The sequence below is a fragment of the Sediminispirochaeta bajacaliforniensis DSM 16054 genome (genome assembly GCF_000378205.1).
Taxonomy (GTDB): domain Bacteria; phylum Spirochaetota; class Spirochaetia; order DSM-16054; family Sediminispirochaetaceae; genus Sediminispirochaeta; species Sediminispirochaeta bajacaliforniensis.
The window spans coordinates 61,964-79,903 of the sequence record NZ_KB899411.1; the positions used below are offsets into that span (position 1 = coordinate 61,964).

A 17,940-nucleotide genomic window follows, 5' to 3' on the forward strand; every position below is an offset into this window, starting at 1 on the left:
CAGTATCATCCTTCAAGAAAAAAGCCGGGCGATGAAAACTCACATCGCCCGGCAAGGTTCACTATGCCTGAGCAGCCTGCATATCTTCTTTACTGAAGAGCTTCTTTAGGCTTTCGAAAGCTACAAAAATCACGATGAGAATAATGGCCAGATTGATAATCCCCAAGAGCACCTTTGTACCGGCAATATAACTCATCTCGTTCTCAATCAAAGCCCAGAAGGTCAGAACGAGCATGAAAATGCCGGGAAGCAGGGTAACCAAATACTTTTGCCCGCCCCGTTGCTTGAGATAGACCGAAGCGGTAAAAAGGGCCAGAGCGGCAAGGGTCTGGTTGTTGGCGCCGAAAAGAGGCCAAAGAGCCATGGCTCCCTTTCCATTGGCTCCGGTCGAGAAGGCCAAAATTCCTGCGGTAAGCAACGCGAGAATAGTTGCACCGTATTTGTTGGTGAAAAAGCTTTTTTTCTCGGCGGCACCTACACGATTGGCCCCCAATAATTCCTGAATAACATAACGCTGGAGTCGTGTTGTGGTATCCATTGACGTTCCGGCAAAGGAAGCAACAAATACCCCCATGATGATCAGGCCGAGGTATTTGGGAATGCCCAAGTAGCTTATCATGTTGGCGGATCCTTCGACGAAGGCTCCGACCTTGGCGCCCAAACCTGCAGCAGCGCTCCAGGATGCATAATGCTGGGTCCACTTTGCAAGACCGGTAACCGCCCCGGTCTCTCCACGTGCAGCAAGGCCGATACCGGCGGCAGTCGCAATAATGACAATGACAGCCAGGGCCCCTTCCATCAGCATAGAGCCGTATCCGATAAACTGTGCATCTTCCTCTTTTGCAACCTGTTTCGCCGTCGTCCCCGAGGCAACCACCGAGTGGAAGCCGGAGATAGCGCCGCAGGCTATGGTAATAAAGAGAAAGGGCCAGAGAGACGGAGCTCCCTCAGGAGCCGCCTGTACCGCAGGCGCAACAATCTTCAGTCCGTTAAAGGACGCTGCAATAACAGCGATAACAACCAAGCCCATTGCAATAAAAAGTTCCCAGGCATTAATATAGTCCCGAGGTTGAAGCAATGTGGTAACCGGCAAAGTAGAAGCGATGAAGCAGTATACAAAGAGAATGAGGGTCCACACGCCCGTTGCCGGCATTCCGCCGATGGTAGGCATGTCGAGGGGAATGACATGGCCTAAAACAACGGTAATATACATAGCGACAACAGCTAAAACGGTTGCTCGGTTGACATGTGCATTGCGCTTGTAAATTGCCCACCCCAGGATTATAGCAATGGGTATCTCCATCCATACCGGGAAAACCGCCTCAGGGTACATATGAAAGATGACGGCGATGATCATGCCCAATATAGCCAGAAATAACCACAGCTCGATAAAGACAATCAGGAAAAAGGCTACACGAATTCTTTTACTGATATATCCCGCTGCGACTTCGGATATAGACTTTCCCTGGTTCCTGAGCGACATAACCAGAACACTGAAGTCCTGTACCGCTCCCATAACAATAGAACCCACGAGTACCCAAATGAGTGCCGGTAGCCATCCCCATATGACACCGATGGCAGGTCCTACAATCGGTCCGGTTCCGGCAATGGAAGTAAAGTGGTGGCCAAATATAATTCCTCGTTTTGTCGGAACATAATCGACACCATCCGTGAACTCTACCGCCGGTGTTTTGTTCTGATTCGTCAGTTGGAAGATCTTTTTTCCGACAAACTCACCATACAACCGGTAGGCTATGATATAGCCGGCAAAAGCTACTATCATAATTAAAACAGCATCCATGGAAACCTCCTGAAATGAGATTGTTGTATACTATATTAAACACCCATTCGAGATATTTGTCAAAAAAAGTGCCATATAGAAACACAATTCTCATTATCAGAGGTGGGCTAAAAAAGAAGTCAAAAAAAACCGTCTCTCCACAAGGAAGAGACGGTCGTCTAAGGCCTTACAAACACGATAGAAAAACCTATTCAGCGGCAGGTGCGGCCTCTTTTTTCTCCTCTTCAGCAGGAACAGGAGCGGCGTCGGCTTCAGCCTTGGGGGCCTCCGCCTTTTTAACTTCATTCGCCTTCTTATCCTCTTTCACAGCCTTTGCTTTCTTGGCCTTGGCAGGCTTCTTTTCTTCCTGCTTCTTTTCGACCAATTCGAGGATAACCATTTCGGCGGCATCACCTTTTCGTCTTCCCAATTTGAGAATACGCGTATATCCACCGGGCCGGCTTACAAAACGGGGACCTATCTCGGTAAAGAGCTTTGCAAGAACCTCTTTGTCCTTAATGTCCTTGGCGATAGTGCGCCTATTATGTACCGAATCAACCTTTGCCCGGGTAATCATTTTCTCAGCTGTTCGACGAACCGCGAGAGCTTTTGCCTTTGTAGTGGTAATTCTCTCATAACGGAACAGAGAGGTGGCCATATTCCTGTGGAGAGAAAGGCGGTGAGCAGCACTTCGACTCAGCCTGTTAAATCCAACTCTATGCTTCATCTTCTTCTTCCTTGTTCATCGGGAGTTTCGTCGAAGTCTTCAAAACACTGTAATCGGTCATTCCGAGACTAAGGTTCCACTCCTTCAGTTTTTCCTTTATCTCCTGAAGGCTCTTTTTACCGAAGTTTCTGTTCTTTGCAATCTCTTCCTCGGTCTTCCGGGTCAGGTCACCGATGGTCCGGATATTTGCGCTCTTCAGGCAGTTGAACGAACGAACCGACAATTCCAGCTCCTCAACAGGAGTATCCAATACGGCCCTTACCCGTTCTTCCTCTTCATCAACATCATCATCACCATCGATCGCATCCTCATCAAAATTGATGAAAATGGTAAAGTGATCCTTGGCAATCTTCGCAGCCTCAGCCAGTGCATCCTCGGGAGCAATCGTGCCATCGGTGTAGATTTCCATCGTCAGCTTATCGTAATCGCTCCGTTGCCCGACCCTGGTATTCTCGATACCATAGGTAACACGATGTATAGGGCTGAAGACCGCATCAATCGGAATCGTGCCGATCTCTTCGATATACTTCTCGTTTACTTCAGAGGGAACATAGCCCCGACCAAGATCAATCTGAACTTCCAGATCGAAATTGGCCTTTTCCATCATGGTGAGGATTTTCCAATCCTTATTGATAATTTCAACATCATTGTCTTTTTCAAAGTCGGCACCCGTGATTTCTCCCGGCCCCTTACACTCAATAAGCAGGGTTTTCTGCTCGACCTCTTCCGGCAACTTAATTTGCAATTGCTTGAGATTGGCAATAATTTCCGGTGTATCCTCAACCACCTCGGGAACCATTTCAAATTCACTCGAGACCATGTGCGGAGTACCCTCTTCGTTATAACAGGTAATCTTAACGGCACTTACGGCATACCCCTGAATTGACGAAAGCAAAACTCTCCGAAGCGTATTACCGACCGTCGTACCAAATCCCCGCTCAAAAGGGTAGGCCACGAATTTACCATAGTTGGACTGTAGCTCACTATGTTCAAAAGTGATTCCCCGAGGTTTTTTGAATCCCTTTAACAGATTCTTCCGCGCCATGGATACTCCTATCTTGAATAGAGCTCAACGATGAGCTGCTCGTTCACATCCGAAAGATCGGTGACATCATTCCTACCGGGAATTGCACTCAGACTTCCCTTCATGGCATCCGGATCAAGCATGATCCACGGCATCACACCGCTTTTCGTGTATTCCTTGAGGGCATCTTTGATGACAACCATCTTCTTACTGGCTTCACGAATTTCGATCTCATCACCCTGACGAACAACATATGAAGGGATTGTTACCCGTTTGCCGTTGACAAGGATGTGACCATGGGAAACCAACTGCCGGGCCTGCTTTCTGCTGTTGGCGAACCGAAGACGGTACACCACATTATCAAGCCGTCGTTCAAGAAGGATGATCAAATTTTCACCGGTCTTTCCTCTAAGCCGTTCAGCCTCAACAAAGGTGAGTTTGAACTGTTTCTCGAGAAGACCATACATTCTTCTCAACTTCTGCTTCTCTCGAAGCTGGATACCGTAATCGGACATCTTTCGAGCCCGAAACCTCGGTCCCTTTCCGGGAGGGTTTTTCTTCTTTGCAATCGGGCACTTGCCCGTATGACACCGCTCACCCTTAAGAAAAAGCTTGGTCTTTTCCGCCCGGCAAAGTCTGCACTGTGGTCCTACATATCTGGCCATTACTATTCTTCCTCTTTACACTCTTCTACTTTTCCGCGGTCGGCAACCATTGTGCGGGATCGGCGTAACGTCCCGGATGCTTCGCACCGAAAGGCCGAGATTTCCAAGAGACCGGATAGCTGACTCACGGCCGACTCCCGGACCCTTCACAAAGACATTCACTTCCCGCAAACCGTAATCCATGGCCTTTTTGGCAGCCGTTTCAGCGGTAGTCTGGGCCGCATAGGGCGTAGACTTCTTTGCACCGCGAAAACCAAGACCACCTGCACTGGCCCAGGAAACGGTATTTCCCTGGAGGTCGGTCACGGTCACAATGGTATTGTTAAAGGTGGCCTGTATATATACATTCCCTTCGTATACCGTCTTCTTCGTTCTTTTCTTTCCGCTTGCTTTCGCCACGTTCTATTTCCTCCGAACTACTTCTTCTTGTTCGCGACGGTCTTCTTCTTACCCTTTCGCGTTCGGGCGTTTGTCTTTGTCCGCTGCCCGCGAACAGGAAGTCCTCTTCTGTGCCGAAGACCACGGTAACATCCAATATCCATAAGCCTTTTTATATTCAAGGCAATCTGAGTCCTCAGCCGACCTTCCACAGTATAATCACTGTCGATTAGCGTTCTGAGCTTATTCACATCTTCCGCAGAAAGGTCATTCATTTTGGAATCGGGGTCGATACCCGCTTTCTTACAAATTTCCATGGCGGAACTTCGACCAATGCCATAAATATAGGTCAGCGATATTTTGGTCGCCTTGTTCGGTAAATCTATACCAGCAATACGTGCCATCCGGGCTTCCTCCTACCTCTGCCGCTGCTTATGTTTCGGATTTTCGCAAATAATGCGAACAACACCGTTTCTTCGAATCACTTTGCACTTATCGCAAATCGGTTTAACGCTTGCTCTCACCTTCATCTCTTTATCCTCTTTATAGATTCCTGGACTTGATTCTGCCCTTCTTTACCAATCCATCATGATGATGCATTCTCAGGTGACCTTCGATCTGCGACATTGTGTCAAGATCAACACCTACCATGATCAGCAACGACGTACCACCCATGAGCATAGCAACTTCCGCCGGAAAGTTAAAGAGGCCCTGAATGAGTGTGGGGATGACCGCAATAAAGGCAAGGAAAATCGCTCCGGGAAGAACAATCCGATTCAAGATAGTCGAAAGATACTCTTCCATCTTTTCAGACCGGATCCCGGGAATCGATCCGCCATTTTCCCTTATCTGTTTTGCAATCTCCACAGGATTTAAGGTAACCTGGGTGTAGAAGTACGCGAAGAAAATAATCAACAGGGTGTAGATGATAATGTAGGGGGCACCCTGCGGCCGAAGCCAGTATGAAAAGCGTGCAAGCCAGCGTACTTCCGGTCCGAGGCTCTGTGCAATCTGCAACGGAAAGGTCATAACCGAAGAGGCGAAAATAACAGGAATAACACCTGAAGGGTTAATCTTAAAAGGGATATAGGTACTCTGGGCACCATACATTTTTCTGCCGATTACCCTCTTGGCATAATTAACCGGAATCTTTCTCTGCCCCTGTTGTTCATATACAACAAGAGCAACAACAACCACAAACATTGCCACAACGATGATCACGAAAACGGGATTCAATTCCTTGGCCTGTACCTTGCGGAACAAATTGATGAGGGCATTAGGCATTCTGGCGACAATACCGGCAAAAATCAGCAGGGAAATGCCGTTGCCAACACCCCTCTGAGTAATCTGATCACCAATCCATATAAGGAATACAGAACCGGTCGTAACCGTCAACATCGCAATAATGGTGTACTGGAGTCGCGGCATATTTATAGCATCCGGAATCGAATCGGCATATCGAGTAACCACATAAGACTGAATAAGACAGACAAGGATCGTACCGTAACGGGTATACCTGTTGATCTTCTTCCGTCCGCCCTCTTCTTCGGAGATACGTTTTAAAGAAGGGAATACCAACACCAAGAGCTGCATGATAATCTGAGCCGTGATGTAGGGCATGATACCAAGCATAAAAATGGAAAAGTTTTTGAAAGCGCCACCTGCAAAGAAGTTGATATACTCGGTAATACCTATCCCACCACTCCCCTGCTGGGACATAAAATAAAGCTTTAAAGCGTTTAGATTTATCCCGGGAATCGGTATCGTAGCTCCGAGACGAAAGACCACAAGCATGCCGATTGTAAACAAGATCCGCTGCCTGAGGTCCTTCACCCGAAAAACATCAATTAAGGCGTTATTTGCCATCGCTACCTTCTTCTATTCCTGTCACCTTCCCACCGGCTTTTTCAATTTTGGCCTTCGCTCCGGCAGAAACCATATCAACCTGAATCATCAATTTTTTGTCGATCTCACCGTTTCCCAAGACCTTTACCTTGGTTACACCCTGCTTCAGCACCTTTTTTTCCTTAAGGCTTTCGAGTGTAACGGTATCGCCGTCATCAAAGCGGCCTACAAAATCGCAGATATTGATCGTTTCATACTCTTCGCGAAAATCCGCATTGGAAAAACCGCGCCGGGCAATCCGGCGATACAAGGGCATCTGTCCGCCTTCGAAACCAAGGCGAACACCACCACCTGACCGGGCATTTTGTCCATTCCGTCCGCGTCCAGAGTAACCGCCGCGGCCACTACCGCTTCCGCGCCCTACTATCTGCTTACGTTTTCTTGCTCCGTCTGGAACCCTGAGATTCTGCATGGCTTTTACAACTCCTCGACCTTCACTAAATGAGAGACCGCATCAATCATCCCCTTAATGGAGGGATTAAGCACATGTTCGGCGCTGCTACCGATCTTTCCCAGACCAAGCGCCTTCACAGTCCGCCGCTGCTGCGGTTTTCTTCCAATCAGGCTCCTTTTCAGGGTTACCCGCACCTTTTGCTCACTCTTTTTCGCCATACCATCAACCCCACATCTCGTTGAGTGATTTCCCTCGAGTCTTGGCAATGCTCTTGGCGTCCATAATCTCATCAAACCCGGCAAAGACAGCCTTCACGATGTTCATGGTATTCTTCGACCCAAGAGATTTGCTGAGAATATCATGAATGCCACAGGCATCCATCACCGCACGAACCGGGCCGCCGGCGATAACACCGGTACCGGGAGCCGCCGGTTTTAAAAGGACGCTGGCGCTCTTGTACTGCCCAACCACCTCGTGGGGAAGCGTAGTCCGCTTCATGGGAACAGTAACCATATTCTTTTTGGCCTTTTCCATTCCTTTTCGAATAGCCTCGGCCACGTCATTAGCCTTTCCAAAACCGTATCCGACTCGTCCCTTCTGATCACCGACAACAGTAAGGGCCGAAAACGAGAATCGTCGACCACCCTTGACCACCTTTGCAACGCGGTTAAGTTTGATCAGCTTTTCTACATATTCATTATCTCTGTCTCGTTCCACCGTTTCCCCCTATAACTGTATCCCGGCTTTGCGGGCACCGTCGGCAATACTTTTCACCACTCCGTGGTACAGGTAACCATTCCTGTCGAAGACAACCTTCTCAATTTTCTTTTTCTTCAAACGCTCACCAATTTCCTGTCCGATCTTGGCACCATTTTCAACCGTAGGTTTCAGCCCCTTAAAGGCAGATTCCATGGTGCTAACGGAAGCAATAGTATTCCCTGCCAAGTCATCAATTACCTGGACATAGAGATGCCTGTTGCTACGATAGACCGACATTCTGGGAAGTACGGCAGTTCCATTAATTCTCTTCCGGATGTGCCGCTTCCGCTTGAGCCATTTTCGGCGTTTGTCCGATACATTCTTAAGACTTATCATCCTGCTACTCCCGCACCTACTTCACACCAGACTTACCGATCTTACGTCGGATATGTTCTTCCTCATACTTGACACCCTTTCCCTTATAGGGTTCAGGAGGTCTGATAGAGCGAATCTCAGCACAAGCTTGACCTACTCTCTCTTTGCTTATTCCACTGACGGTAATCTTATTCTGAGCATCGACAGCCACAGAAAGCCCCTCTTCCAGCTCATACTCAATCTGAGTGGAGTATCCAAGGTTGAGGAGTAGTGTATTACCCTTCACTTCGGCCCGATAACCGACCCCGTTGATCACGAGAGAGCGCTCAAAGCCTTTCGTTACGCCAATTACCATATTCTGAATCAACTGGCGATACAGACCATGGAAGGAACGCGCCATCTTGGAATCATCCTTCCGATCAACGGTCAAGAGATTTCCTTCGACAGCAACGGTAATCACAGGCTGAACGTCCTGCTTCAGTTCTCCCTTGGGTCCCTTAACCGTCACAAAGCCGTCGGTGATAGTAACACTAACCCCCTGCGGTATCTCGACGGGAAGCTTACCTATTCTAGACATACGACAGTCCCCCTCTTACCACACGGAGCAGATGAGCTCTCCGCCCACCTTCTGTTCCGCGGCCTTCTTTCCGGTGATAACACCGACAGAAGTCGATACAATCATGATGCCGTGCCCGTTAAAGATTCTGGGCATATCACGATATCCGGAATATACCCGTCGTCCCGGTTTGGATATCTTTTCGATTCCATGTATGACCGGTTTATCCTCTTCGGTATATTTCAGGAACACCCTGATATTATTCACACCATCAACATTGGTCTTTTTAAAGTTCTTGATATACCCCTCATTCTTGAGGATCTTTACCACTTCAAGCTTTTGCTTTGATGTGGGAATATCCACCTTTTCATGCCCAGCTTTGCTGGCATTTCGAATTTTGGTCAGCATATCAGCTACTGGATCCGATATAGCCATTATCCTCTCCTACCAGCTCGATTTCGTAACACCGGGGATTTTTCCCTCGCTCGCCAGTTTCCGAAAGCACACTCTGCACATCTGAAACTTCCGCATGTATCCACGAGGACGCCCACAAATCCGGCAACGATTGACCTTTCGGGTCATATACTTCGGTTTGCGCCGCGCCTTGATAATCATTGACTTCTTGGCCATTATCTCGCTCCCCTATTTCTTCCTGAAGGGCATGCCAAGTTTCTTTAACAACTCTCTGGCTTCCCCATCGGTATTCGCCGTCGTAACGATGGCTACATTCAATCCACTCACCTGCTCGATCTTGTCGTAGTCGATCTCGGGGAAAATAATCTGCTCCTGGATACCCAAGGAGTAGTTCCCGTGTCCGTCGAAGGCATTGGGATTGACACCACGAAAGTCCTTAACACGAGGGAGAGCCACATTCATGAGTCTATCGAGAAACTCCCACATCATAGCGCCGCGAAGTGTTACTTTCGCACCGATCTCATTTCCCTGCCGCAGCTTAAAATTCGAAATAGACTTTCGAGCCTTTGTCTTTACGGCATGCTGCCCGGTTATCTGTTCGAGTTCTTTTACGGCAGATTCGAGAAGCTTTTTATTATTCAAAGCCTCTCCGACCCCCATACTTACCGAAACCTTGGTAATTCCGGGAATCTGTTGCCGAGATGTATAAGCGAACTCTTCCATCAGTTCGTTGGCAATCTTTTCGCCGTACAGCTTTTTCAATCTAGGTACGTACTGTTCCATCAGACCGCATCCCCACTTTTCTTCGCGTAGCGGATCTTTTTTCCGCCCTCAAACCGATAGCCAAGCCGGGTTGTCTGCCCTCCCTTGCCCACAAAGGCAAGATTGGAAAGTTCAATGGGGGCTTCAACTTCAATGATGCCGCCCTTATCCTGCTGGCTCTTCGGACGAACCGCTTTTTTCACCATGTTGAGCCCCTGTACGATGGCCCGGTTTTTTGCGTGATCGATACGGAGGATCTTACCGGTTTTTCCCTTTTCCTTTCCGGTCAAAACCTTTACCGTATCGTCCCGTTTCAGCTTTGTTCTCATAACACTCATCACCAACCTCCTAAAGGACCTCAGGGGCGAGAGAGACAATCTTCATGAATCCATATTCACGAAGCTCACGGGCCACCGGCCCAAAAATACGCTTGCCCCTAGGATTAAGGTTAGCATCGATAATGACACATGCGTTATCGTCAAACCTGATATAGGTTCCGTCCGGTCGACGGTACTCCTTCTTGGTTCTAACAATGACCGCTTTCTGCACATCGCCTTTCTTAATATTTCCATTCGGCAGGGCATCTTTCACCGCTACCACAATAATGTCGCCAACGCCGGCGGTCTTCCTCTTGGAGCCGCCGAGGACCTTGATACATTGTACGCGTTTAGCCCCGCTGTTGTCGGCGACGGTCAGGTTTGTCTGCATCTGAATCATAACTGCACATCCTCCCTCACGTCTTACTTTGCGCGTTCAACAATCTCGGTCAGCCGCCAGCACTTATCTTTGCTGATGGGGCGACACTCTACAACACGTACCAAATCACCAACTCCGGCCTCATTGCGCTCATCGTGAGCTTTCAGCTTCTTGGTCTTGTTCACGTACTTCTTGTAGAGCCTGTGCAGGGTACGCTCTTTTACCGCAACGACGATGGTTTTATCCATCTTATCGCTGACAACCATTCCGGTATAACTCTTTTTATGGCTATTCATATCCGCAGGCCTCTCTTTCACCACTAAGATTCCTTCCGAATTCCGAGAGCGTACTCATGGACAATCCCATTCAGACTGGCAAGCTTCCGCCGTACCGTCCGGATTTCAAGGCGATTTTCCATGTGACCGATGACCTTATTCACCCGCAAATCGAGGTACTTCCTCCGCAGCTCTTCCCGCTTCTCTAGCAACTCTTGATAGGTAAGGTCCTTGAATGAATCTTTCATACGCTACTCCAGATCCCGTCTAACAATAAATTTGGTTTTGATCGGGAGTTTACTACCAGCTAAGGCCATAGCGGACCGTGCCAGCTCTTCGCTGACGCCAGCCATCTCAAACATGACAGCTCCCTTCTTCACCACTGCAACCCAACCTTCGGGGTTACCTTTTCCTTTACCCTGCCTGGTTTCCGCAGGCTTCTTGGTATAGGGCATATCCGGAAAGATCCGGATCCACACTTTACCGCCACGCTTAACGTGTCTGGTCATCGCGATACGAGCCGCCTCAATCTGCCGGTTGGTAATCCATTTAGGCTCGAGAGCGACCAGACCGAAATCGCCGAAGGCAACATGGGTACCGCGACGGGCCACGCCGTCGGTCTTACCACGCTGCCGTTTCCTATATTTGGTTCTCTTCGGACTCAGCATAGCTCGCTATCTCCTCGCACCGGTCTTCTCACGCTTTTTACGCACAAGCAGCCCGGCATCTTCTTTCTGATCTTTCTGGTACACCTCGCCGTTAAAGGTCCACACCTTTACACCAATGGCACCAAAGGTTGTCCTGGCTTCGGCAAAGCCGTAATCGATATCGGCACGCAACGTATGAAGAGGAACCCGCCCCTCATGATGCCAGGCGACACGACTCATCTCAGCACCGCCAAGCCGTCCGGAGATCCGGACCTTAACACCTTGAACACCGGACTGCATGGCCTTACTTACCGCCATCTTCAGCGTTCTTCTAAAAGCTCCCCGCATTTTCAACTGCCTGGCGATATTTTCAGCAATGATCTGAGCATCCGCCTCGGGTCGCTTTACTTCCTTTATCTTAATCTGAATCTTCTTCTTGGCAATTTTCTGAAGCCGAGCACCGATCTTCTCGATATTGCTACCCTTCGCACCGATAATAATACCGGGACGACTGGTTTTCACAACGATGGTGATCCTCTGGGGATGACGAATAATCTCAATATCGGAAATATCGGCCCCCTGCGTTTCAGGACAGCTTTCCAGTTCCTTTCTCAGCGCAAGGTCTTCATGAAGTGTATCCGCATATTCCCGGGGATCGACGTACCACTTTGACTTCCAGGTCTTGTTGATGCCAAGACGCATTCCTATCGGATTAACTTTCTGACCCATCTACTCCCCCATGTTCGCGATTTCGTCGACAACGACCGAAATATGGCTGAGTCGTTTCAGCAAAATATCCCGACGCCCCCGGCTCCTCGGCCATACCCGCTTATAACGGGGGCCCTCATTCACCTGAAGCTCTTTCACATACAGCATCTCTTCGTCAAGCTTCTTGTTCTGCGAAAGCGCGTTAGCTGCTGCAGACATAATCACTTTGCGGAGGTATGTCGCACCCTTATTGGGCATGCTTTCAAGAATGGCGACGGCCTGAACGTAAGGCTTACGCCGTACATTGTCGGCAATCGGCCGAAGCTTCTTCGGAGAAATCATCAGATGCTTGGCATGTGCCTGATATCCTTTCTTCCCTTCCATCACTTCACCTATCTCTTACTCGCCTTTTTGTCGGAACCTGCATGACCCCGAAAAAAACGCGTCGGCGCAAATTCGCCAAGCTTGTGACCCACCAAATTCTCGGTCACATAAACGGGGACCCATGTCTTCCCGTTGTAAACCGAAATGGTGAAACCAACCATCTCCGGAATAATCGTCGAACAGCGGGAGTAGGTCTTGATCATCTTCTTATCCCCGGCCTTACCGGCTTCGACGATCCGTTTATACAGCTTCTTCTCAATGAAGGGTCCCTTTTTAATCGATCTGGACACGTATCAACTCCTACTTCCGTCTTTTGACGATAAACTTGCTCGAAGACTTGCTCTTCTTCCTGGTCTTATAGCCCTTGGTAGGAACACCCCAGGGAGAAACAGGATGACGTCCGCCGGATGTTTTTCCTTCACCACCGCCATGCGGGTGATCAACAGGGTTCATAACAACACCCCGAACCTTCGGCCGATGCCCCATCCATCGTGAACGTCCAGCCTTTCCGACGGAAACATTCATGTGGTCTTCATTTCCAACTATCCCGATGGTGGCAAAACATTTGCCGAACACCATCCTCATTTCACCGGAGGGAAGTTTTACGGTAACGTAATCGCCCTCTTTAGCAAGGACAGATGCGCTGACTCCGGCGGCACGAACCATCTGCCCGCCGCGCCCCTTCTGCAGCTCGATGTTGTGAACAGGCATACCAAGGGGAATATTCTCAAGAGGAAGAGCATTTCCGATCTGGAGAGGAGACTTAGCCCCACTCTGTACGGAATCACCAACCTGCAACCCCTTAGGCGCAAGAATGTACCGTTTTTCTCCATCGGCATAGTAGACAAGGGCAATATTCGCAGAACGATTGGGATCGTATTCGATCGCCTTCACTGTCCCGGGAACATCAAACTTATCCCTGCGAAAATCTATGGTTCTGTAAAGCCTTTTATGGCGACCGCCACGACGCCGAACGCTTATGCGTCCGCCGGCACCACGCCCAGCCTTAAAAGGTATACCCTTTGTAAGTTTTTTCTCACCGGGTCCGTCGGAAAGCCCCTCAAAAGAAAGACTTGTCGTATAACGGAGACTCGGTGTTCTTGGTTTATACGTCTTAAGTGCCACGTTCTCCCCCTCTCCTTAGACGCCTTCGATCTGTTCGATCTTGTCGCCGGCAGCGAGGGTGACGATGGCCTTTTTCCAGCCGGTCGTCGAGCCCTTTCTCATACCCGCTTTTGTACGGGTCGTCTTCGGCTTTGCCTTTACGCTCACCATATTACACTTAACGGGGCGTACCTTGAACAGTTCCTCAACGGCGTACATTACCTGTACCTTATTTGCTTTCGGGTCGACACGAAAAATGTACTTCTTCTTATCGTCTTCCCGCATACTGTTCGATTTTTCCGTCAATACCGGCTCTATAATGATCTGATCCGCTCTCACCTGCTCCCCCTTACGCCTTATCGCCATAGAAGTCGTTCAGGCTGCCGGCGGCAGTCTCAAGAAGCACAATATTCTTCCCGTAAAAAAGCTCACGGACACTCATCCGATTGTAACTGAGCATTTTTACCCACGGAATATTCTTTCCGGCCCGCCTAATCATGGCGTCGTCATCTTTCAACACAACAACGGTTCGTGTTTCAGGAACCAATGTCTTAAGAATTCCGACCAGATCTTTCGTCTTACCGCTTTCGACGGTAAAATCCTCTACCACTTTGATGGCATTTTCTTTCGTCTTCAGTGATAAAACGGATTTCATTGCCAACCGCTTCATCTTTTTCGGCAACCGAAAACCATAATCTCTCGGCTTCGGTCCGAAAATCGTACCACCGCCAACCCATACGGGAGACTTTTTATCCCCACTTCTGGCATGTCCGGTTCCCTTCTGTCGCCAGGGCTTGGAATTGCTCCCTTTCACTTCGGCCCGTGTCTTCGTACAAGCCGTTCCGACCCGACGGTTTGCAAGTTCGCTGTTCACCGCATAGTAAATGGCGCCCTCGCTCACTTCGCGTCCGAAGACCGAATCATTAAGTGCAATGGTACGAACTTCCTCGCCTTTTATTGAAAAGACCTTAGCATCCATAGTTCGCCTCTATTTCTTCTTCGCTTTTTGTACGATAACCATACTCTGGCGCGGACCAGGAATAGCTCCCTTCACCATAAGAACCTGCTTTTCTTCATCCACTTTGATAACACGCAGATTCTGAACCGTCGTCCTTGCAGCACCCATGCGGCCGGGCATCTTTGCCCCTTTCAAAACCTTCGAAGGAGTAGCAGCCATCCCGGTACCGCCAAGTCCTCTATGAAACTTGGAACCGTGGGTCGCCCTACCTCCTTTGAAACCATGCCGCTTCATGGCACCCTGGTAACCTTTACCCTTGGAGGTGCCTACAACATCCACAAAAGATATCTCTTTGAAAATTCCGACTCCGAGGGTCTCCCCTACCGAGCTCTCAGCCTCAAAGTCCCGCATCTCAACGAGGTACCTTTTGGGATGAACATTCTCGGGGAACTGACCGCCGTACGGTTTCGTAACATGTTTACTCTTCAAATCTTCAGCACCGATAACCGAGGCGGTGTATCCGTTCTTCTCTTCGTCCCGCTTATCGATAACAACGTTATCTTCTATCTTGATGACGGTAACGGGAGTCAAAACCCCACGTTCGTCAAATATTTGCGTCATTCCGACTTTCTTGCCGATCAGCCCTAACATGTCATACCTCGACTGTAGATTTCTTCGTACCCTTACTGCTTAATCTCTACATCAACACCAGCAGGAAGCTCAAGCTTCATTAGGGCATCCATCACTTTCGATGTAGGATCAAGAATATCTATAAGTCGCTTGTGGGTCCTCATTTCGAACTGTTCCCGCGACTTCTTGTTCACATGCGGCGACCTCAAAACAGTAAACTTGTTAATTCTGGTCGGCAGCGGTACGGGCCCGGCAACCTTGGCACCAGCCTTGGCAACGGTTTGTACAATCGCCCGTGAGCTCTGATCAATCAGCTCAACATCAAAACCTCTCAGCCGCACGCGGATTCTGTCCTTGGCCATTCTTCCTCCCGAAAAACCGGCCCCGCGAACTCCTTCCGGCATCGCGGGGCCCGAAAATCCGTTATTCGATAATCTCGGTCACCTGGCCACTTGCAACAGTTCTACCACCCTCGCGGATAGCGAAGCGAAGACCTTTTTCCATGGCAATCGGGTGAATAAGTTCAATCTCAAGCTCGGTGTTATCTCCGGGCATAACCATCTGCTTATCGGCAGGCAGGTTTACCGTTCCGGTAATGTCAGTGGTCCGGAAGTAAAACTGAGGCCGATAACCGCTAAAAAAGGGCGAGTGACGACCACCCTCTTCTTTGCCTAGTACGTACAAAGCACCCTTAAACTTCTTATGAGGAGTAATTGTTCCCGGTTTTGCAAGAACCTGACCGCGAACAACATCCTTTTTATCCACACCACGAAGAAGAGCACCGATATTATCACCGGCCTGTCCTTCATCGAGAAGTTTGTTGAACATCTCAACACCGGTACAGGTGGTCTTCTTGGTGTCTTTGATCCCGACAATCTCGATTTCATCACCAACATGGATAACACCGCGCTCCACACGACCGGTAACAACGGTTCCACGTCCCTGAATCGAAAAGATATCTTCGATGGGCATCAGGAAGTCGAGATCGACAGCCCGCTCGGGAAGCGGAAAGTAGCTATCCATAGCATCGAGAAGATCGGCAATGCACTTGGTCTTCTCGGGATCATCGATATGAGTCATCGCTTCAAAAGCGGAACCCTTGATGATCGGAGTTTCATCACCGAGAAATTCATACTCCTTAAGGAGATCACGCATCTCCTCTTCAACCAGCTCAATCAGATCGGGATCATCAACCTGGTCACATTTGTTGATAAAAACAATCAATGCAGGCACACCAACCTGACGAGCAAGAAGGATATGCTCTTTGGTCTGAGCCATTGCTCCGTCGGTGGCCGCAACAACGATGACAGCACCGTCCATCTGAGCAGCACCGGTAATCATATTCTTGATATAGTCGGCGTGTCCCGGGCAATCCACGTGAGCATAGTGACGATTCTCAGTCTGGTATTCGATGTGACGGGTATTGATGGTGATACCACGCTGCTTCTCTTCGGGAGCATTGTCGATATCTTCATAGCTCATAACCTTGTCACCGGTCTGCTTGGCGCAGTACATTGAGATAGCCGCAGTCAAAGTTGTCTTTCCATGGTCGACGTGACCAATGGTACCAACGTTAATATGTGGCTTTGTTCTCTCAAATTTTGCCTTAGCCATCCGTTCCTCCTTGTGTTTCTCCACACACAAATAAAATTAAATTATATAGCTCCTAATTAAATGGAAGCCACACATGAGACCGATCGTTCGGAAAATCCGAATGTAAAAAATGATGAGTTCATTTAAGGAAGGATTCCAGAGGTCAAAACGGTCGATCCAGCCGTCTGACGTGGCTGCTTGATTCGCTACAGCGTCTGGAACCACCTTATCATCCCTCGGCGGACGATCGGTTTGGCTCACACAAGCCTTCATTATGCGAGAGCGGAAAACTCTCTATGTGTTGGCGATTTTATAATCAAACGCCTTTTTAGTCAACAGCCCTATTCCCTCAAAAAAGAAGAATAGGGCTGTATTTACTACCAGCGGTAGTGAGAAAAGGCCTTGTTGGCCTCTGCCATCCGGTGAGTATCCTCTTTTTTCTTAAAAGCGGTACCGGTGGAATTAAAAGCATCAAGCATTTCGGCCGACAACTTCTCGCTCATGGAGCGACCGCTTCTGGAACGGGCCGCCTGAATGATCCATCGCATGGCCAAAGCATCCCGACGCTTTTCCCGAATTTCGACAGGAACCTGATAGGTTGAACCACCGACTCTCCGGCTCTTAACCTCAACCACAGGCCTGACGTTCTCCAAAGCCTTCTGAAAAACAACCATCGCCTCTTCGCCGGCCTTCTCGGCCATGATGGCGAAAGCATCATACATAATCCCGGTGGCGGTAGATTTCTTTCCATCTTCCATCATCCGGGAAATAAATTTACTAACGGTTTTACTGCCGTATCTGCTGTCGGGCAGGATATCACGCTCTTTTGCAACTCTTCGTCTGGACACCTCTCCCCTCCTTACGCCTTCGGCCGCTTAGCACCATATTTGGAACGGCCCTGACGACGGTCATCAACACCAAGGGTATCTTTTGCCCCTCGCACGATGTGATACCGCACACCGGGAAGATCCTTTACACGACCGCCTCGGATGAGAACAACCGAATGTTCCTGAAGATTATGACCAATTCCCGGAATATAAGCGGTAACTTCGATCCCGTTGGTGAGCCGCACACGCGCAACCTTCCGAAGAGCGGAATTCGGCTTCTTCGGCGTGACTGTCATAACTCTGGTACAGACACCCCTCTTCTGCGGGCACGCTTCGAGGGCCGGTGCCTTTCCCTTCTTTCGAATTTCCTTCCGTCCATTCCGGACGAGTTGGTTAATCGTCGGCATTTACTGGATACACTCCCTTAACGTATCGTTTT

General features: G+C 49.2%; 32 protein-coding genes. All 32 read right to left on the reverse strand.

What is annotated here, in order from left to right; all coding sequences use genetic code 11:
* Window positions 1-61: 61 nt before the first annotated feature.
* The 32 genes from F459_RS0107005 to rpsL all read right to left on the reverse strand — a co-directional run bounded on the left by F459_RS0107005 (window position 62) and on the right by rpsL (window position 17,908).
* Complete coding sequence (locus tag F459_RS0107005; RefSeq protein ID WP_020612030.1) at window positions 62-1,801, reverse strand: carbon starvation CstA family protein; 1,740 nt, start codon at window positions 1,799-1,801, stop codon at window positions 62-64.
* Window positions 1,802-1,988: 187 nt separating this feature from the next.
* Entirely contained in the window at window positions 1,989-2,507 is a 519-nt protein-coding gene (rplQ, locus tag F459_RS0107010; protein WP_020612031.1) for a 50S ribosomal protein L17, read from the reverse strand.
* A complete protein-coding gene (locus tag F459_RS0107015) occupies window positions 2,497-3,552 on the reverse strand; it encodes a DNA-directed RNA polymerase subunit alpha (RefSeq protein WP_020612032.1) in 1,056 nt (351 codons plus the stop codon). Before F459_RS0107015 ends, rplQ begins: the two co-directional genes overlap by 11 nt.
* A gap of 8 nt (window positions 3,553-3,560) precedes the next feature.
* The gene (gene rpsD, locus F459_RS0107020; protein WP_020612033.1) at window positions 3,561-4,196 is read right to left on the reverse strand and encodes a 30S ribosomal protein S4; all 636 of its coding nucleotides are present in this window, start codon (window positions 4,194-4,196) and stop codon (window positions 3,561-3,563) included.
* A 15-nt stretch (window positions 4,197-4,211) separates the two neighbouring features.
* A complete protein-coding gene (gene rpsK, locus F459_RS0107025) occupies window positions 4,212-4,595 on the reverse strand; it encodes a 30S ribosomal protein S11 (protein ID WP_013253576.1) in 384 nt (127 codons plus the stop codon).
* A 17-nt stretch (window positions 4,596-4,612) separates the two neighbouring features.
* Window positions 4,613-4,978, reverse strand: a complete 366-nt coding sequence (gene rpsM / locus F459_RS0107030) for a 30S ribosomal protein S13 (protein ID WP_013253575.1) — start codon at window positions 4,976-4,978, stop codon at window positions 4,613-4,615.
* Window positions 4,979-4,990: 12 nt separating this feature from the next.
* Entirely contained in the window at window positions 4,991-5,104 is a 114-nt protein-coding gene (gene rpmJ, locus F459_RS23555) for a 50S ribosomal protein L36 (RefSeq protein ID WP_013253574.1), read from the reverse strand.
* 13 nt (window positions 5,105-5,117) lie between these two features.
* The gene (gene secY / locus F459_RS0107035; RefSeq protein WP_020612034.1) at window positions 5,118-6,440 is read right to left on the reverse strand and encodes a preprotein translocase subunit SecY; all 1,323 of its coding nucleotides are present in this window, start codon (window positions 6,438-6,440) and stop codon (window positions 5,118-5,120) included.
* The gene (gene rplO, locus F459_RS0107040) at window positions 6,430-6,891 is read right to left on the reverse strand and encodes a 50S ribosomal protein L15 (RefSeq protein WP_020612035.1); all 462 of its coding nucleotides are present in this window, start codon (window positions 6,889-6,891) and stop codon (window positions 6,430-6,432) included. The genes secY and rplO overlap by 11 nt, the downstream gene beginning before the upstream one ends.
* A gap of 5 nt (window positions 6,892-6,896) precedes the next feature.
* The gene (gene rpmD / locus F459_RS0107045) at window positions 6,897-7,091 is read right to left on the reverse strand and encodes a 50S ribosomal protein L30 (protein WP_020612036.1); all 195 of its coding nucleotides are present in this window, start codon (window positions 7,089-7,091) and stop codon (window positions 6,897-6,899) included.
* 4 nt (window positions 7,092-7,095) lie between these two features.
* Entirely contained in the window at window positions 7,096-7,590 is a 495-nt protein-coding gene (gene rpsE / locus F459_RS0107050; RefSeq protein WP_013253570.1) for a 30S ribosomal protein S5, read from the reverse strand.
* 9 nt (window positions 7,591-7,599) lie between these two features.
* On the reverse strand, window positions 7,600-7,968 hold the full coding sequence (gene rplR / locus F459_RS0107055) for a 50S ribosomal protein L18 (protein ID WP_020612037.1): 369 nt from the start codon (window positions 7,966-7,968) through the stop codon (window positions 7,600-7,602).
* 16 nt (window positions 7,969-7,984) lie between these two features.
* Complete coding sequence (rplF, locus tag F459_RS0107060; RefSeq protein ID WP_020612038.1) at window positions 7,985-8,524, reverse strand: 50S ribosomal protein L6; 540 nt, start codon at window positions 8,522-8,524, stop codon at window positions 7,985-7,987.
* 15 nt (window positions 8,525-8,539) lie between these two features.
* Entirely contained in the window at window positions 8,540-8,938 is a 399-nt protein-coding gene (gene rpsH / locus F459_RS0107065) for a 30S ribosomal protein S8 (protein ID WP_020612039.1), read from the reverse strand.
* Between the two features lie 9 nt (window positions 8,939-8,947).
* A complete protein-coding gene (locus F459_RS23560) occupies window positions 8,948-9,133 on the reverse strand; it encodes a type Z 30S ribosomal protein S14 (RefSeq protein WP_013253566.1) in 186 nt (61 codons plus the stop codon).
* Window positions 9,134-9,145: 12 nt separating this feature from the next.
* Entirely contained in the window at window positions 9,146-9,700 is a 555-nt protein-coding gene (rplE, locus tag F459_RS0107070) for a 50S ribosomal protein L5 (RefSeq protein ID WP_020612040.1), read from the reverse strand.
* Window positions 9,700-10,017 carry a 50S ribosomal protein L24 gene (gene rplX / locus F459_RS0107075; RefSeq protein WP_020612041.1) on the reverse strand — a complete coding sequence of 106 codons (318 nt, stop codon included), beginning with the start codon at window positions 10,015-10,017 and terminating at the stop codon, window positions 9,700-9,702. The genes rplE and rplX overlap by 1 nt, the downstream gene beginning before the upstream one ends.
* A 10-nt stretch (window positions 10,018-10,027) precedes the next feature.
* On the reverse strand, window positions 10,028-10,396 hold the full coding sequence (gene rplN / locus F459_RS0107080) for a 50S ribosomal protein L14 (RefSeq protein ID WP_013253563.1): 369 nt from the start codon (window positions 10,394-10,396) through the stop codon (window positions 10,028-10,030).
* A gap of 23 nt (window positions 10,397-10,419) precedes the next feature.
* Window positions 10,420-10,671 carry a 30S ribosomal protein S17 gene (gene rpsQ / locus F459_RS0107085; RefSeq protein WP_013253562.1) on the reverse strand — a complete coding sequence of 84 codons (252 nt, stop codon included), beginning with the start codon at window positions 10,669-10,671 and terminating at the stop codon, window positions 10,420-10,422.
* 23 nt (window positions 10,672-10,694) lie between these two features.
* On the reverse strand, window positions 10,695-10,898 hold the full coding sequence (rpmC, locus tag F459_RS0107090) for a 50S ribosomal protein L29 (RefSeq protein WP_020612043.1): 204 nt from the start codon (window positions 10,896-10,898) through the stop codon (window positions 10,695-10,697).
* 3 nt (window positions 10,899-10,901) lie between these two features.
* Window positions 10,902-11,318, reverse strand: coding sequence for a 50S ribosomal protein L16 (gene rplP, locus F459_RS0107095; protein WP_013253560.1), 417 nt, complete (start codon window positions 11,316-11,318; stop codon window positions 10,902-10,904).
* 6 nt (window positions 11,319-11,324) lie between these two features.
* Entirely contained in the window at window positions 11,325-12,026 is a 702-nt protein-coding gene (gene rpsC / locus F459_RS0107100) for a 30S ribosomal protein S3 (RefSeq protein WP_020612044.1), read from the reverse strand.
* Window positions 12,027-12,389, reverse strand: a complete 363-nt coding sequence (gene rplV, locus F459_RS0107105; protein WP_013253558.1) for a 50S ribosomal protein L22 — start codon at window positions 12,387-12,389, stop codon at window positions 12,027-12,029.
* 8 nt (window positions 12,390-12,397) lie between these two features.
* Complete coding sequence (gene rpsS, locus F459_RS0107110; RefSeq protein ID WP_013253557.1) at window positions 12,398-12,679, reverse strand: 30S ribosomal protein S19; 282 nt, start codon at window positions 12,677-12,679, stop codon at window positions 12,398-12,400.
* Between the two features lie 10 nt (window positions 12,680-12,689).
* On the reverse strand, window positions 12,690-13,514 hold the full coding sequence (gene rplB, locus F459_RS0107115; protein ID WP_020612045.1) for a 50S ribosomal protein L2: 825 nt from the start codon (window positions 13,512-13,514) through the stop codon (window positions 12,690-12,692).
* Between the two features lie 15 nt (window positions 13,515-13,529).
* Window positions 13,530-13,832: a 50S ribosomal protein L23 gene (rplW, locus tag F459_RS0107120; protein WP_020612046.1), complete on the reverse strand. Its 303-nt coding sequence runs from the start codon at window positions 13,830-13,832 to the stop codon at window positions 13,530-13,532.
* A 10-nt stretch (window positions 13,833-13,842) separates the two neighbouring features.
* Entirely contained in the window at window positions 13,843-14,472 is a 630-nt protein-coding gene (rplD, locus tag F459_RS0107125) for a 50S ribosomal protein L4 (RefSeq protein ID WP_020612047.1), read from the reverse strand.
* Between the two features lie 9 nt (window positions 14,473-14,481).
* Window positions 14,482-15,102, reverse strand: coding sequence for a 50S ribosomal protein L3 (rplC, locus tag F459_RS0107130; protein ID WP_020612048.1), 621 nt, complete (start codon window positions 15,100-15,102; stop codon window positions 14,482-14,484).
* A 32-nt stretch (window positions 15,103-15,134) separates the two neighbouring features.
* A complete protein-coding gene (gene rpsJ / locus F459_RS0107135; protein WP_013253552.1) occupies window positions 15,135-15,443 on the reverse strand; it encodes a 30S ribosomal protein S10 in 309 nt (102 codons plus the stop codon).
* Between the two features lie 61 nt (window positions 15,444-15,504).
* Window positions 15,505-16,695 carry an elongation factor Tu gene (gene tuf, locus F459_RS0107140; protein ID WP_020612049.1) on the reverse strand — a complete coding sequence of 397 codons (1,191 nt, stop codon included), beginning with the start codon at window positions 16,693-16,695 and terminating at the stop codon, window positions 15,505-15,507.
* Between the two features lie 356 nt (window positions 16,696-17,051).
* A complete protein-coding gene (gene rpsG, locus F459_RS0107145; protein WP_020612050.1) occupies window positions 17,052-17,522 on the reverse strand; it encodes a 30S ribosomal protein S7 in 471 nt (156 codons plus the stop codon).
* 11 nt (window positions 17,523-17,533) lie between these two features.
* Entirely contained in the window at window positions 17,534-17,908 is a 375-nt protein-coding gene (gene rpsL / locus F459_RS0107150) for a 30S ribosomal protein S12 (protein ID WP_020612051.1), read from the reverse strand.
* Window positions 17,909-17,940 lie beyond the last annotated feature (32 nt).